The sequence below is a fragment of the Streptomyces sp. SD15 genome, from assembly GCF_054462255.1.
In genome coordinates, this window is record NZ_JBTLMO010000044.1 from 34,560 (window position 1) to 49,353 (window position 14,794).

15 protein-coding genes are annotated in these 14,794 nt (G+C 69.3%); 8 read left to right on the forward strand and 7 right to left on the reverse strand.

Going from position 1 to position 14,794, the window contains the following annotated elements:
* Positions 1-66: 66 nt before the first annotated feature.
* Positions 67-1,818, reverse strand: a complete 1,752-nt coding sequence (locus tag ACX28W_RS33055) for a hypothetical protein (RefSeq protein WP_459003689.1) — start codon at positions 1,816-1,818, stop codon at positions 67-69.
* 507 nt (positions 1,819-2,325) lie between these two features.
* Between ACX28W_RS33055 and ACX28W_RS33060 the strand changes: the two genes are divergently transcribed.
* Positions 2,326-3,099 (forward strand): polysaccharide deacetylase family protein, encoded by a 774-nt coding sequence (locus ACX28W_RS33060; RefSeq protein ID WP_459003722.1) that lies wholly within the window; start codon positions 2,326-2,328, stop codon positions 3,097-3,099.
* 74 nt (positions 3,100-3,173) lie between these two features.
* Here the strand turns inward: ACX28W_RS33060 and ACX28W_RS33065 are convergent, their stop codons facing one another.
* Positions 3,174-4,391 (reverse strand): cytochrome P450 family protein, encoded by a 1,218-nt coding sequence (locus ACX28W_RS33065; RefSeq protein WP_459003690.1) that lies wholly within the window; start codon positions 4,389-4,391, stop codon positions 3,174-3,176.
* Positions 4,392-4,608: 217 nt separating this feature from the next.
* Between ACX28W_RS33065 and ACX28W_RS33070 the strand changes: the two genes are divergently transcribed.
* Complete coding sequence (locus tag ACX28W_RS33070) at positions 4,609-5,175, forward strand: SUKH-4 family immunity protein (protein WP_459003691.1); 567 nt, start codon at positions 4,609-4,611, stop codon at positions 5,173-5,175.
* A gap of 37 nt (positions 5,176-5,212) precedes the next feature.
* Here the strand turns inward: ACX28W_RS33070 and ACX28W_RS33075 are convergent, their stop codons facing one another.
* Together ACX28W_RS33075 and ACX28W_RS33080 are read right to left on the reverse strand one after the other, a co-directional pair.
* Positions 5,213-5,623, reverse strand: coding sequence for a hypothetical protein (locus tag ACX28W_RS33075; protein WP_459003692.1), 411 nt, complete (start codon positions 5,621-5,623; stop codon positions 5,213-5,215).
* A gap of 8 nt (positions 5,624-5,631) precedes the next feature.
* The gene (locus ACX28W_RS33080; protein WP_459003693.1) at positions 5,632-5,835 is read right to left on the reverse strand and encodes a hypothetical protein; all 204 of its coding nucleotides are present in this window, start codon (positions 5,833-5,835) and stop codon (positions 5,632-5,634) included.
* A 168-nt stretch (positions 5,836-6,003) separates the two neighbouring features.
* On the opposite strand from ACX28W_RS33080, the gene ACX28W_RS33085 reads away from it, so the two are divergent.
* The 3 genes from ACX28W_RS33085 (at position 6,004) to ACX28W_RS33095 (ending at position 9,643) form a co-directional block, all read left to right on the forward strand.
* Positions 6,004-6,756, forward strand: coding sequence for a DUF6879 family protein (locus ACX28W_RS33085; protein WP_459003694.1), 753 nt, complete (start codon positions 6,004-6,006; stop codon positions 6,754-6,756).
* Between the two features lie 10 nt (positions 6,757-6,766).
* A complete protein-coding gene (locus ACX28W_RS33090) occupies positions 6,767-7,618 on the forward strand; it encodes a helix-turn-helix domain-containing protein (protein ID WP_459003695.1) in 852 nt (283 codons plus the stop codon).
* 144 nt (positions 7,619-7,762) lie between these two features.
* On the forward strand, positions 7,763-9,643 hold the full coding sequence (locus tag ACX28W_RS33095) for an SMI1/KNR4 family protein (RefSeq protein WP_459003696.1): 1,881 nt from the start codon (positions 7,763-7,765) through the stop codon (positions 9,641-9,643).
* A 254-nt stretch (positions 9,644-9,897) separates the two neighbouring features.
* On the opposite strand, the gene ACX28W_RS33100 is transcribed toward ACX28W_RS33095, so the two are convergent.
* Together ACX28W_RS33100 and ACX28W_RS33105 are read right to left on the reverse strand one after the other, a co-directional pair.
* Positions 9,898-11,178 carry a TolB family protein gene (locus ACX28W_RS33100; RefSeq protein WP_459003697.1) on the reverse strand — a complete coding sequence of 427 codons (1,281 nt, stop codon included), beginning with the start codon at positions 11,176-11,178 and terminating at the stop codon, positions 9,898-9,900.
* Positions 11,179-11,270: 92 nt separating this feature from the next.
* Positions 11,271-12,530: a TolB family protein gene (locus tag ACX28W_RS33105; protein ID WP_459003698.1), complete on the reverse strand. Its 1,260-nt coding sequence runs from the start codon at positions 12,528-12,530 to the stop codon at positions 11,271-11,273.
* Between the two features lie 219 nt (positions 12,531-12,749).
* On the opposite strand from ACX28W_RS33105, the gene ACX28W_RS33110 reads away from it, so the two are divergent.
* A complete protein-coding gene (locus ACX28W_RS33110; protein ID WP_459003723.1) occupies positions 12,750-13,190 on the forward strand; it encodes an SRPBCC family protein in 441 nt (146 codons plus the stop codon).
* 96 nt (positions 13,191-13,286) lie between these two features.
* Here ACX28W_RS33110 and ACX28W_RS33115 read toward each other — a convergent pair whose 3' ends face one another.
* Positions 13,287-13,856: a TetR/AcrR family transcriptional regulator gene (locus ACX28W_RS33115; protein ID WP_459003699.1), complete on the reverse strand. Its 570-nt coding sequence runs from the start codon at positions 13,854-13,856 to the stop codon at positions 13,287-13,289.
* 71 nt (positions 13,857-13,927) lie between these two features.
* Here ACX28W_RS33115 and ACX28W_RS33120 point away from each other — a divergent pair, with 71 nt between their 5' ends.
* Positions 13,928-14,419, forward strand: coding sequence for an FBP domain-containing protein (locus tag ACX28W_RS33120; protein ID WP_459003700.1), 492 nt, complete (start codon positions 13,928-13,930; stop codon positions 14,417-14,419).
* Between the two features lie 98 nt (positions 14,420-14,517).
* Positions 14,518-14,751, forward strand: coding sequence for a hypothetical protein (locus ACX28W_RS33125; protein WP_459003701.1), 234 nt, complete (start codon positions 14,518-14,520; stop codon positions 14,749-14,751).
* Positions 14,752-14,794 lie beyond the last annotated feature (43 nt).

Below are 14,794 nucleotides of genomic sequence, written 5' to 3' on the forward strand. Positions count from 1 at the left end.
CCCTGGTCGACGACGACGACCTCTACCGCGAACTGGCCGCGACCCGACTCCTCTCATCACCTCGGATCAGCGCAGCGTCAGCCGGTACGCCAGCGGCGAGCGCCCCGTGATCAGCACCCGCACCCCGTCCGGAGTCAGCGAACCGCGCATCCACGCATAGCGCTCCCCCGGATCCACCACCGCGGGCTGTCGGCCTCCCTTGCCGTTGCCGGGGCCGAAGGTGATGCGGTCGGTGCCGACGGTGTAGGTGGCCTCGCCGGACACGAGTTGGTGGGTGTCCGGCGAACCGGGGACGGGCTCAAGGCCGTCCCCGGTCAGGGTGCCGCCGGGCCGGAAGCAGAGTTCCAGGGCGAGCGGGCTCGCGCAGCCGTCGCCGGACAGGGCGAAGTCGATGTCCCAGGCCCCGTCGCCGACCTCCCGCACCAGAACGTCGGTACGCAGCGTGCGGTACTCCTTCGGGCGGTGCGGGAAGTCCATCGCGGACCAGAAACGGCTGTCATCGGTGAGGGCGTAGTCGCCGTCGGGGCGGCGCCGCTCGGGCGGCAGGGGGTGGTGAAAGGCACCACGAACCTCGGCGTGCAGGCGCCAGCCGTCGTCCGTGCGCTCCAGCCCCTCGGCCCGGAAGTGGCCCAGCGCGAAGAACCGCGGGGCCAGCCGCAGCGAGTCGAGGATCGCCGCGCCCTTGCGCATCTTGAAGAAGGTGGGGTTCGTGGACAGGCCCGACGAGATGGCGTGCAGCTCCGGAAAGTCCGTACCGCCGAACACACTCGCCGTATGCGTGCCCCTGCGGACCCGGACCAGACGGCAGCTGTCGTCGTGGTGCTCGAAGTCGTCAGGAAGATCCGCCACTTCGGGCAGTCGCGCCGCCAGTTCGGGCTGGTCCAGCACCTGGGCGAGGCGGTCGCCGAGCGGGGTCTCGCCGAAGGTCTGGCCGGTGCCGCGCTCCTGGAGCTGCGAGGCCACCGCCGCGAAGCGTCCGTCGCCGTCCCGCAGCGCCATCTCCCGGTACTGGAGCCAGAATTCGGGCAGATGACGGATGCCCGTCTGGTCCTGACGCCGCGAATGGACCGTCTCCACCTCGCCGTTGGGCTCGATGACATACAGGCCGGCGGTGAGGTTGTCGCGTACGTTCGTGTAGAAGTCCGTACGTCCGTGGTGGCGGGCCAGCACCAGCAGCGCCGGGTTGGTCACCGCGGCCGAGTAGATGGGGCTGCGCTCGCTGTACTCGCCGCCGGGCAGCTGGTCGATGCCCTCGGCGAGCCAGGTGTCGATGCGCTCAAGGTAGGCGGGGTCGGGCCAGCGGGCGTGGATGCGGGCGAGGGCCGCGCAGACCAGCCAGCGGTGGTTCGCGGTGTGCACGCCGCCGGTCGCGAGGGCGGGGCCCGCCTTGCGCAGGATCCGCTCGATGGTCGCCCGCAGCTCGACGGTCGGCTCGTGGGCGTCCTGGTCGAGAAGGTGGTGGGTCAGGTTCAGGTCGACGATCGAGAAGGCGGTGTCCGGCGGGTTGCCGTCCGCGCCGTGCTCCCACACGCCGGTGGCGTACTGCTCTTCGGCCAGCGCGTCCGCGAGCTCGGCGGCGGGCCCGAGCAGCGCCTCGGAGTGGTGGTACGCCGAGCCCTCGTACACGTACACCGATACGAGCGTGCGCAGGAAGCGCGCCGCGAGGCGGGCCTCACCCCCGTCACGGAGTTGGATCAGGCCCTCGGCGTACCCGTCGAGAATCGCCTTGGCCCGGGCCTCGGCGGTCGCGGTGAGCAACTCGACGAATTCGGTGTCCAGTCGGGCATCGCTGTCGGGGAGGGCGGCGAGGAAGGTCACTGGGTCTCCTGAGCGGGGTCCATTTAGAAAGCGCTTGCACCGGGGTCGACCATAGGTAATGTTCGGATGTCACTACAAGACCCGTACACCGATCCACAGGACCGGATCCTCAGGACGGACGGAGACCATATGACCCTCGACCCGGAACGCCGGCGCTGCGCCGTGGTGGGTCTGGTGCCCGCGCCCAGCTGTACACCGAGGCACTGTCCGGACCTCACGCCGACCTCATCGAACTGGTCGGCTTCTGTGACGTCAACACGCACCGGATAGCCGTCCACAACGACTGGATCACGGCCGCACACCCGGGCCGGGCGCCCGTACCGGCGTACTCGGCGGTGACGGGCCTGGCGGCGAACCGGTCGTTCGAGAGCGGGCTGCCGGTGCGGGTACGGGAGTTGCTGGACGTCCGAGCAGGGGTTTTCCTGACATTCGAGCACGCCACAGGGACTATACATTCAGCGTATACACTGCATATATAGTCCCGGCATGCTTTCTCCGACCAGCAAGATGAAAAGATCGCGGACCGGGTTCCGTTCGGCGGCAGCCCTTGTGGCGGCCGTCTCGCTCGCCCTGCCGCTGACGGGGTGCACGACCCTCCACGTCACCGCGCCGGCCGCCGCCCGCGCGCAAGCCGTCGCGGCCGCCGACAGCCAGGGGAGTTTCGGGACCGTGGACTGCCGCAAGGCCAGGTGCATCGCGCTGACCTTCGACGCGGGGCCGAGCGAGCACTCCGCCGAGCTGCTCGACATCCTCAAGGAGAAGAAGGTCCCGGCCACCTTCTTCCTGCTCGGCAAGCGCCACATCGAGAAGTACCCGGAGCTCGTCAAGCGGATGGCCGCCGAGGGCCACGAGGTGGCCAGCCACACCTGGGACCACAAGATCCTGACGAGCCTCAAGCCAGAGGAGATACGTGAGGAGCTGGAGCGGCCGAACCAGGAGATAGAGCGGCTCACGGGGCAGCGGCCGACCCTGATGCGACCACCGCAGGGCCGGACCAACGACACCGTGCACAAGATCTGCCGCGAACTGGGCCTCGCGGAGGTCCTGTGGAGCGTGACCGCCAAGGACTACAAGATGCACGACCCCGAGGTGATCCACCAGCGCGTACTGAAGCAGTCGTCCCGGGACGGGATCATCCTGCTGCACGACCTCTACCCGGGCACCGTGCCCGCGGTGCCCGGGATCATCGACGCGCTGAAGGAGCGGGGGTATGTGTTCGTGACCGTGCCGCAGTTGCTGGCGCCGGGGAAGGCGAAGCCCGGCACGGTCTATCGGCCCTGAGGGCTCGGCGCGCGGCTCTCAGCCACGGCCCGCGGCCCACGCGGCCTCGGCCCGCGACCCTCGGCCGACGGCCCTCAGCTCAGGCGGACCGGCAGCGCCCGATACCCGTGCCCGATGAAGGACTCGGCGAGCCGGGCGGGCCCCTCCTCCTCGTCCAGGCTCAGCCCCGGGAAGCGCGCGAAGAGCGCCGGGAGCGCGATGGACGCCTCCAGGCGGGCCAGCGGGGCCCCGACGCAGTAGTGGACGCCATGGCCGAAGGCGAGGTGCTCCTTGTCGGCGCGGGTGAGATCGAACCGGCCCGCGCTCTCGCCGTGCCGCAGGGGGTCACGGCCGGCCGCCGCGTACGTCGCCAGGATGGCTTCGCCCCGCGCGATCAGCGTGCCGTCGGGGAGCTTGATGTCCTCGACGGCGTACCGCAGCGGAAGGTTGGCGATCGAGGGGGTCCAGCGGAGGGTCTCCTCGATGACCTCGCTCCAGGGAATCTCCGCATTCAGGACCCGGGCGAGCTGGTCGGGGTGGGTCAGCAGGGCGTGCACCGCGTTGCCGATCAGATTGACGGTGGTCTCGTGCCCCGCGCCGATGACGAGGAGCAGCGTGTCGATCAGCTCGGACTCGGTGAGCCGTGAGCCCTCCTCGTCCCGGGCCGCGATCAGCGCGGTCGTCATGTCGTCACCGGGCTGCTCACGCTTCAACTCGACCAACCCCGCGAGTAGTTCATGGACCTCCCGATAGGTGGCCATGGCCTGCTCGGGAGTGATGGTGGTGTCCATGTTGGCCTCGATGAGGCGCGCCGTGTCGGCCCGTTTGCCCTCGGGCAGACCGAACAGCTCGCAGATCACCCGCATCGGGAGCGGGTGCGCGTAGGCGGACCGCAGCTCGGCCCGTCCGTCGGGCGCCTCGGCCATCCGGTCGAGCAGGGTGGCGGCGAGTTCTTCGATACGAGGCCTCAGCGCATCCGTACGGCGTTTCGTGAACGCGGGCGAGACCAGCTTGCGCAGCCTGCGATGGTCGGCGCCGTACGCGGTGAACATGTTGGTCACGCCGACCCAGAGGTTGATCCAGCTCTCGCGGTACTCACCGTTGATCCAGGCAGGCCAGTGCTGGTTGGGGTCCTTGGAGACCCGGTCGTCGGCGAGCAGCCGCTTGAGGATCTCGAACTGAGTGGGGGCCCAGGCCCGTATCCCGCCCGGAAGTTCGATGAGCTCAGCGGCACCGCCTCGCTCGCGCAGCCTGTCCGCCTCACCGTGAAGGTCGGCGCCTGCGGGGTCGATGACGTAGGGCTGGTCGGGCACGGGGGCTCCTGTCGCGGGGGCAGCTTAACCGGGGAGTGCTCCCCATTTATGATGCGGGGCTGGCAGACGGCACGTCAACACCGTCAATGTGATGAAGAGTTGACGGCGTGCGAGCCGAGAGGCCCATGCGACGGCATCCAACTGTCAGCCCTGCTCGATAGGGTTCGCGTAGTCCCCGCCCAACATTCCCAGCCCGACCGAGGAGGGGAAGTCTTCGATGGCGACCTTTGACCAACTCATGGCCTGGGCCGGCGCCGCGAGCGTCACCAGAGCAGATCCCGGAATCGTCTCCGGCTGGCGGATACCCGAGACCGCGAAGGCGCTCTTGATCGAAGTCGGCGTCCCTGCCACCCCGCGCCTGATCGAGCACGTCGCGATGCAGAGCGAGACAACACCCACCCTGCACACGGCCTGCGGCAAATCGCTCTACCGCCTCACTTACGACTACGACGGCGGCACGTCGACCGAGCGGCCGTCGTCATTCGGCGTCGACCCGGAGACCGGCGCGGTGTACTACGTCATGCCTCCCGGCGATGCCTGGTTCGCCAACTCGTCCATCGACCTGTGGCTGCGCACGCTGCACCACTACGGTCGACACGTCACCGAGTCGGAACTCCTCAGTGAGCCGGACGGGCCCGAGGAGCACTTGTCCGGAGAGGACGAGGAGAACGCGATCGTCGAACTGGCCTGCCTCGCCGAGGAACTGAAGAAGATCGACCCACCAGCCTTCGACGGCTACGTCGGCTTCATCTGGCCCGAGCTCCTCGACCGCTGGCTCTACTAAGCGGACCGCTCGGGCCGGGCTTCGTGCTGCTGGGGGGCTACTCCAGACGCCCCTTCACCACACGCCACCTGCGCCGCGCCTCGGGGCAGAGTCCGTCCACGCAGTCCTGGCATACCGACGAGTGATCGATGTACGCGCGCCAGGCGGTTCGGTTCCGGACGAACTCCGCATTGCTGACAACCGCCTGCAGACGGCCTACGCCGCCGGTTCCGTCGCGCCACCCCCGATCGACCTCACTCACTACCACTCTCCCCCGGCTCCGTGCGTTGGCCAGGGCCACATCGCACGAGAGCCGCTCCGTCTGCGCGGCAAGGCGCAGCGGGCCGTGCGCGTCCCACTCCCGTCCGCCGCCGGGTGGTTTGAGCTGCCAGTACGGACCGACGCGGTCAGCGACCCGGCCGACTTTGAGGGTCTCCTCGTCGAACACCAGGTCCCCGACCTGAGGCATGTACGCGTTCATACGCACCCGCGCCGGACCGTGTCGGCGAGCCGGAGCGCGACTTCGGCGCGCACCCGGCCGAGGGTGACCACCTGCAACGAAGGCGACGCCATGTCCGCCCCCAGGGACGGCAGCACAATCCCCGCTGCCGTAAGTGCTTCCTGTAGAACCACGACCGCCTCAAGGGCGTCCGTGGCACCAGACTCCTGCGCTGTGACCATGAAGCCAGCGTCAGGGGTCTCTCATGGAGGTAGCTAGCGCATATTTTCAACTATTCTTCTTTGAGGTCGAGTTATGCATGGACATTCTCATGAGATGCCAGGGAGGTCATAGCCGGGGAGCCCAGCTGAAGGCAAAGCTCATCGAAAACCCGATGAGAGAGGTGGAGCATGGCACGACGACTGCGTTTTCACGGGACCGGGTCCGGTGAGGGCGGCTGCCCGTCCGTCCATGAGGATCTGGACAGCCACGAGATCATCGTTCACGGACCAGCGCTCACGGACCCCCGGGACATCGCACAGCTCCAGCACCTCGGAACCGGCGAGGTACCGATCGTGGTCCCGCGTGAACTGCTCGTGGACTTCGGCCCCAAGGAGGCCACCCGCGTGCCCCGCATCATCGACCTGGACGCCTTCGGCAAACTCTTCGAGAACTTCGAGCACAGCGCCTGGCGGCTGGAGTCCCGGCGCCGCTACGCCGAGGACGAAGTCACCCGCACCTGGGCCCAGTTCGTACGCGGCGAGGTGCCGACATGGGACCTCGACACCCCCTGGTCGCGCACCATCCGCGCCAAGACCGACGGAGGAGCACGCGTCGGCCGGGTGCGCGTCGTGGACGACCCACCCACCCGCGGACAGCTCTACCTTCTCTCCCACGCCGAGAAGAACGCCGCCCTGGGGGAGGACATCCGCAATCTGCCGCGCGCCGGCGCCCAACGCCTCCGCCTTCCCGACGAAGACTTCTGGATCTTCGACTCCCGCCTGGTTGCCCTGCTCCGCTTCGGCACCGACGACGACCTGACGGACGTTGAACTGATCACCCAGCCGGATGAGGTGGTCCGGTACTCGATGGCGCGCGACGCGGCCATGCATCACGCCGTCCCCTACGAGCAGCTCGCGGCAGACCTGGCCGCGAAGAAATGAACGAGACCCTGTGAGCACCGACTTCCAGATGGCGCGCGTAGCCCTCGGCGAGCGGTTGAGGGAGCTGCGCGAGTCCGCCCCTGGAGGTCGGCTCACCGGCACGGGCCTCGCCCAGCGGCTCGGCTGGACACAGTCCAAGGTCTCGAAACTGGAGACCGGACGACAGACCGCGACGGCCGAAGAGCTGAAGGCCTGGGCCGAGGCGACCGGCCGGCCGGAGTCGGCGGAGGAACTCCGCGCTCGCCTGAAGGGACTTGAGTCCCACGTCCGCAGCTGGCGTCGGCAGCTCGCCTCGGGCCACAAGGCCGTACAGGAAGCCCACAACGCCGCGCAGGCTGCCTCCACGGTGCTGCGCGCCTGGGAGTCGAGCTGGATCGTGGGCGTGCTCCAGACGCCGGACTATGCGCGCGCGATTCTCAGCCGCTTCGCCGAACTGCACCAGTCGCCGCGCGACATCGAAGAAGGTGTGCGCTCCCGCATGAGACGCCAGGAGGGTCTCTACGACTCGGGAAGGCGCTATCACATCCTGCTCTGGGAGCCGGTCCTCCGCTCCCAGATCTGCCCGCCCTCCGTGCTCGCCGGACAGCTCGACCGGCTCGCCGGAGTCGTCGGGCTGGACACGGTCGAGCTCGGGATCGTGCCGCTCTCCGCTTCCCTCAAGATCCCACCCAGTGGTGGCTTCTGGATTTACGACGACGCCCAAGTGATCGTGGAAAACTGGCACGCGGAACTGTGGCTGGACGACGCCGCCAGCGTCTCGATCCACCAGAAAGTCTGGACGACACTGCGGGAGTCCGCAGTCTTCGGCGCCGACGCACAGAACCTGATCGGCCAGGCCCGCCGTTCCCTCGCCATCGGCTGATAACTGCTTCTCGCCGACGCCACAACCGCGGAATTCCCCGGTGTCAGCGCCTTCGCGGCCGGACTCCGGCTCCTTCGGAAATCCCGTTCTTCTCGCGTGCATACTGAGCGCTCACTGTCAGTGGCGGGTGTCACGATGGCGCGTATGGAGATCTTCGAGTGGGGGCCGCTGCTCAAGCGGTGGAGCGAGGAATGGCTGGAAGCGCGGGCTGCGGAGGAGCCGGAGGAGTTCCAGGAGCTGGACGAGGACATCGCGCGGAACCGATGGCTGGGATTCGCCCCGGCGGATCCGGCGCGGTTGGCGGCTCTGGAGGAGCGGGTCCGAGGTCTCGGGATAGACGTGCCGCTGCCTTGGTCCTTGCGCTCCTTCCTTGAGACGACGGACGGTTGGCGCCATGCGGGTGGCTTCGTCTACCTGCTGGCGGGGGCGGAGGGCATCGGGTCATACGGAGATCCGTACGACCTGCAGCCCATGTACGAGGAGTATCTGGACGAGGACCCGGCCGAGGAGGAGGTGCTCCTCGCCGGCATGTGGGGCCGGGCGCTGCAGCTTTCGCTCGACTCGGACATGACCGACGTGCTGCTCGACCCGGGCGATGTGGGCGCCGACGGCGAGTGGGCGGTGTACGTGTATCACGGGTGGGGCGGTGAACGGCCGGGCCGCTACGACTCGTTCCGCGCGTTCATGGAGGACATGTACAAAGAGTTCTACCAGCTGGGCGGCGGTCACTCCGGCTTCGAGAACGCCGTGACGCGAGAACTCGACACCAAGGTGGAGGAGGCCCGACTTGCTTGTCTGAGAGGTGAGTTGGACGAGGCGCTCTCCGTCTTCGGTGAGGCGGGGGAGCTCGGCAGACCGCGGGCCGGCCTGCTGGCCGCACAGCTCCGGGCGCTGCTCGACGGGCGCGGCTGGGTGCCGGTCGACCCGCGCATGGATGATCCGCTGTACGCGAGCGAGGTGCTGCCCCTGAAGGTGCGTGACCACCTGCGCGAACGCCGAAGGGACGACACCTTCGTACTCGGCCCTGTGACCGAGGACTACGCGACGGACAGGGAGCGGGCCAGGGCCGTCCTGGAGCAGATCAGGCAGCGCACCTACGAGTACACCTCGCCGGGCCCCTTCGGGCGCGCGGTCAAAGAGGCCAGAGAGCTGGCACGCTGGGGCGATACGGACGGCGCCTGGCGGGTACTCGCGGCGGCGGTCCCGCAGTGGGAGCCGTACCGGGAGGACCACGTGGCCCCGTTCGGCCTGCTCGGGGACCCACTGCTCGGGCCGGTCGTCACACCGGAGCGGGGCCGGCAGCTGCTGACCACACCCCGGGCCGGTCAGGCGGAGGGGATGCCCGCGCCCGCGGCTGAGGCGGAGACGGTGCGCGACGGACTCGGGTGGCTGACCCATGGGGACCCCAGGGGTGAACTGCGCAGGGACGCGTACCGGTTCGTCCTGGTGGAAGGCATACACCCCGAAGAGCTGGCGGAGCGGTTCGGCACCGGCCCGCTGGAGCCGGTGGAGAGCGAGACCGATTTCTGGGATCTGCAGTTCTCATGGCAGCAGGAGCGCCGCGGCCCCATGGCCCGGATCGGCGCCCGGGACGGCTGGAGCTTCGCCTTCGAGTCGACCCGCTGGCAGGGCTTCGACCCCGCCCGCCTGACTGACCCAGGCCCCGAGCTGTCGCGCGGCACCCGCGCCCTCACGGTCTGGCGGGAGCCAGGCCTGTTCCACTTTGCCTGCGCCGAGGACGGTGAGCAGAGGTACGCCTTCACGGTCCGCGAGACCGAGCGCCACCGGACCGGCACACTCCCCGCCGCGCTCTCCCCCGACCGCCTGTTCCCGGACCCTGCCGGGCCCGCCACCGACCGCTCGGACGAGGGCCGTGCCCTGGACGCGATAGCGGCGACGTTCGGCGTCTCATTGCCCCAATTCGCCCTCAACCACGGCAGATTGCCAACACTCCCGACACGGCCGTGGATCAGGCCGCCGGGGCCCGGGGAGGCGTATGCGACGATCACGGTCGCGCCCAGGTAGGCCCAGGTTCAAGGGGAATGAACCCGCCAGAAGCTGCTGTCGAGCAGTGGATCCCCCGCCCTCGGCCAGCTCATCGACTGGCAGAGGGATCGAAGCCGGCGAACAGCAGCCGTGCGAGCTCCGGACGCGACTCGTGGATCACATGATCCTGCGTCGTCGCCGACCAGTACGTGTCGGAGCAGTGCCTCTGTCCTGCCAGCGGAACGTTCGCCACGGAGAGGTCTGTCGTCCTCGTGGGCCAGTCTGATTTTTCCTCATGATCTTGGCCCCACGAAGACATCGTCGGCGTCGTTGGTGTCGCCGCGAACGAGGTTGGTTGCCGCCGAGGAGAAGGCGATCCGGTGGTCGCTCAGCGACGTGGAGCCCACGGCGGGCCGGTCCGCCTCGGTGCCGTCGGCGGCCACGCTCACCCGCTCGACGGCGCCGGTCCTCAGGTCCTTGACGAAGACGTCGGCGACGCCGTTGGTGTCGCCGAGGACGAGGTTGGTGGCCGCCGAGACGAAGGCGACGCGGCGGCCGTCCCCGCTCAGGCTCGCGTCGGAGCTCACCGCGTTGGCCGGGGTGCCGTCGGGCGCGGTGCTGACGCGCACGGTCGTCTGTGCCTTCCGGTCGAAGGCGAACACGTCGGTGAAATTGTTGGTGTCGCCGGGCACCAGGGAGGCGACGTTGGACGAGAAGGCGACCATCTGGCCGTTCGCGCTGATCGAGGAGTCGAACGAGCTCTGCTTGTAGACGAAGCGGGTGGGCCGGCTGATCTGCTCCGTCGTGTCCTTCAGCCGGTCGCGGACATAGACGTTCCTGGCGTGCGTCCAGTCGTGGTTCGGGTCCAGCTGGTCCGCCGTCTCGAAGGCGACATGGCGGCCGTCGGCGCTGAGCGACGCGAAGAGGGCGTCGCCTTCGCCGAGGGTGCCGTCGGTGCGGTACTGGACCAGTTCGTTCTTCCCGGTGCGCCGGTCGTGGACGATCACGTCGTCCCGGCCGTTGGTGTCGCCGGGCGCGGCGTCCGGGGTCGTGGTGGTGTACGCGACGACCCGTCCGTTCGCGCTGATGGCCGGCGCACGATTCAGCGCGGCGCGGGGTGGGGCGTCGTCCGGGTGGCCGTGGCTGATGCGCTCGGTCCGGTGGGTGCGGCGGTCGTAGAGGTAGATGTCGTCGAGGCCGTTGTCGTCGTCCTCGGTGAGCGCGGCCATGGTGGCGAGGACGACGTGACGGCCGTCGCCGCTGAGCGCCACGCCCGTCGCCGGGCCCTCGGCGATGCGCTGGGTGCGGCCGGTGCGCAGGTCGTGCACGAAGACGTCGGCGACGCCGTTCGTGTCCCCCCGGACCAGGTTGGCGGCGGTCGAGGTGAAGGCGATGTAGCGGCCGTTCGCGCTGAGTGCGGGTGCGCCGGAGGCGCCGTCGGCCTGCCGCCCGTCGGTGGCGACGCTGGCCCGGGTGGGGCCGGGCGAGGAGTGCTGGGCGGCGGCCGGCAACGCGGTGCCGGCGAGCGCGGCCACCACGGCGGCGCTCAGAGTGGTGCGGCGTGCGACATGCATGGAAGGTCCCCCTGTTGGTCCGTGTACATGCCTTTGCTGTTCCGTGCGAGTGCGTCACTGTTCCCTGCGAGTGCCTTGAAAGACGCGGGAATTCAGCGGAGGCGGCGCACGAAGCCGTCGTAGTGGCCGTTGGTGTCGTCGAGGACGAGCTGGGCTGATTCGCTGCCGAGGCCGATGCGCCGGGCGCCCGCGCTCACCGAGTAGACCGCCACGGAGGTGTCCGTGACGGGCTCACCGGCGACGGACTTGCTGACCAAACGGGTGGCGCCGGTACGCAGGTCGCGGAGGTAGACGTTGGCCGGCCCGAGCCGCCCGTCCGCCAGAAGCGGATCCGCCCGATAGGCCAGGTACCGGCCGTCCGGGCTGAGCAGGGGCTCGCGCACCCGGTTCTCACCGGCGGGACCGGCGTTGACGCGCCGGGTGACGTCCTTGCGCAGGTCGCGGAGGTAGACGGTGGAGGCGGCACTGGGGGTTTCACCCGGGACCAGCTCCTCATCACCCCAGTAGTCGAAGGCGATGGTCCGGCCGTCCGCGGAGAACGAGGCGGGCATCGCGTACCGCTGTGCCGGGGTGCCGTCCGGCTTGACGTTGACCTGCTCCTCGGTGCCGGTGCGGCGGTCGTACACCCACGTGCGACCGTACGAGCTGCGGGGCACCAGCTGCGTGTACGCCACGTAGCGGCCGTCGGCGCTCAGATCCTGCAGGAGCGCGGGGTTGCTCGGGAGGTTCCGGTTGGTGATCCGCTCCACCACGCCGGTGCGGCGGTCGAGGACGTACACGACTCCGAAGAGGTCGCCGGGGTCGGTCTCCATCCGGTCGGCCTTGGCGTTGAAGGCGATGTAGCGGGCGTCCGCCGACATGGTGGCGCCGGCCGCGAAGGCGGAACCTCCGTCGAGGGCGACACTGATCCGCTCCGTGGTGCCGGTGCGCCGGTCGTGCAGGTAGATGTCGTCGGCCGCGGCGTTCGTGGGCGGGTTGTCCCAGTGGACCAGGTTCCTGGCGTTGGAGCGGAACAGGACGTACCGCCCGTCGGCACTGATGACCTGCGCGGACGACTCGCTGTCGGCCTGCGCGCCGTCCGAACTGACGCTGACCCGCTCGACGGTCCCCTTGCGCAGGTCGCGCACGAAGACGTCCGAGTGCCCGTTGGTGTCGTCGGACACCAGGTTGGACGCGTACGCCGTGAAGACCGCGAAGCGGCCGTCGGCGCTGAATTCCGGTCCGTACGCGTCGTCGTTGCCCTGCTCCCCCGTCGCCGACAGTGTGATCCGCTCGATCTCCGACTTCGGCGCCGGCGCGGCCGACGTCGCCGACAGCGCGACCATCGCCCCCGCAAGTACGGTGACTGACACTCCACGCATGGTTCTGAACACGATTCCCCCTGTGTTTCCCCGTTGACGCATCTCCCCCGCCCCGCGCCGAGGGCTCTCTTCGAGGCAAACGCACCACCATGCACAGGGTCAATCCCCCGAATTGAGCACAACCCGGGCGCAACATCAGGCGTCCGCGAGGAGACTCTCGTCCAGGAAGTCCCGTACGTGGCCGAAAAGTCGGGCGCCTACGATCACCCCGTGGTCCTCTTCCAGCTGGAACGCGTCACCCCGCACCCCGTCGACCTGAGCTGGCACCGTCTCACCGACTGGCCCCGGCACGCGGACGTCGTCCCGCTCACGCGCGTCACCGTGGTCACCCCGCCGCCGACGCGGCGAGGCACGGTGTTCGTCGCACGGTCGGGGGTGGGGCCCGCGGCGTTCGACGACCCGATGGAGGTCGTCACCTGGCAGCCGCCCCGGGACGGCGGCGCGGGAATGTGCCGACTGGTCAAGCGCGGCACGTTCGTCACGGGGTGGGCCGAGTTCGAGGTGCGTCCGGTGGACGGCGGGGGCTCGCGGGTGGTCTGGCGGGAGGATCTGAGCGTGCGGTGGCTGCCCGGGTTCGCCGACCGGCCGCTGGCGTGGGTGGCGCGGTGGATGTTCGGGCGGGCGATGGAGCGGTTGCTGCGGGAGGGTTGAGGATTGCCCCAGCCTGTTGATCAAGATTTCCGGATGGTTCGGGTGCACGGGCGCGCGGCGCGGCGGACCGCCTCCGGCGGCGCGGCCCCCTGCTGGTCAAGGCGTGGTCCGGTTCCGCAGCAGAGTGTCGAGGGAATCCAAGATCCAGGCCCAGGATTCCTGCGAGTCGACGGCGGTGTGGCTGAAGCCTCCGGCCATCTCCAGGCTGACGTAGCCGTGGAAGACGCTGCCCAGCATCCGGACCGCGTGCGTCTGGTCCGGCTCCGTCAGGTCGTAGCCGCGCAGGATCGCCCTCGTCATCTGCGCGTGCCGCACCCCGGCGCTGGCGGCCGCCGTCTCGGGGTCGAGCCTGAGACGGGCGGCGGCGTAGCGGCCGGGGTGCTCCCGGGCGTAGTCGCGGTAGGCATCCGCGAAGGCTGCCAGGGCGTCCTTGCCGGCCCGCCCGGCCAGGGCGTCGGCGGCCCGGTCGGCGAGTTCCTCCAGTGCGAACAGGGCGATCCTGGTCTTGAGCTCCTGGGAGTTCTTCAGGTGCGAGTACAGACTCGCGACCTTGACGTCGAACCGCCGGGCGAGCGCCGAGACGGTCACCTGTTCGAAGCCGACCTCGTCGGCCAGTTCCGCTCCCGCCCGGGTCAGGCGCTCCGGTGTCAGTCCTACTCGAACCATAACCTTCCCCTCATTCAGCGACAGCCATTATGCATTTGCCTAAAGCCTTTAGGCAAATTAGCCTGCCGCTCATGAAACCGCTGACTGAGCAAGAGATCCGTACCGCGTTCGTGAACTGCACCAAGGGCGAGGCGAAGCGCCTGTCCGTCCCTCGCGACCTGGCCGAGCGACCCTGGGACGACCTGGACTTCCTCGGCTGGCGGGACCCCCAGGCCCCCGACCGGGCCTACCTCACCACCGAGCTGGACGGCCGCCCGGTGGCGCTCGCGTTGCGCTGCCCCAGTGCCACTTCTTGGCAGACGCGGCGCAGCATGTGCTCGATGTGCATGACCACCCACACCGGGGGCGTCTCGCTGATGGTCGCCGCGAAGGCGGGCAAGGCCGGGCAGCAGGGCAACTCCGTGGGCGCCTACATATGCAGCGACCTCGCCTGCCCGCTGTACGTGCGGGGCAGGAAGGATGCGGGCGTCGGTGCGCGGCTTCGCGAGTCGCTCACCTTGGATGAGAAGATCCAGCGGACCGTCGCGAACCTCGCCGCGTTCATCGCCAAGGTCACCGCATGAAGCAACCAGCCACACACGCCACACCTGCCCGTACGGGATGTGACGCGGCGCCATTCGCACTCTTCGCTTACGGGATCACCCGTTGGACAGCCCGCCACGTGGTAGCGCGAGGTCAGAATTGTCCGGCTCAAGGCGGAGACACCAAGCTCAAGGAACGGCTGCCCCAGGCCGCGCAAGAGGTCGGTCAGCTCACGGACTTCCACACCCAGGCCCTGGCCCGGCTCGCCGCACAGCACGAGGAGATCATCCGGCTCCGCGAAGCCGTCGCCGCAACAACTCGGGGCAGCCGCCTGCCGCCACCCCGAACCACCGCCATCGGGACCTGCAGTTGATACCGCAAGCCCGACAGGGTGCTCGCTCTCGCATGCCGAGAGT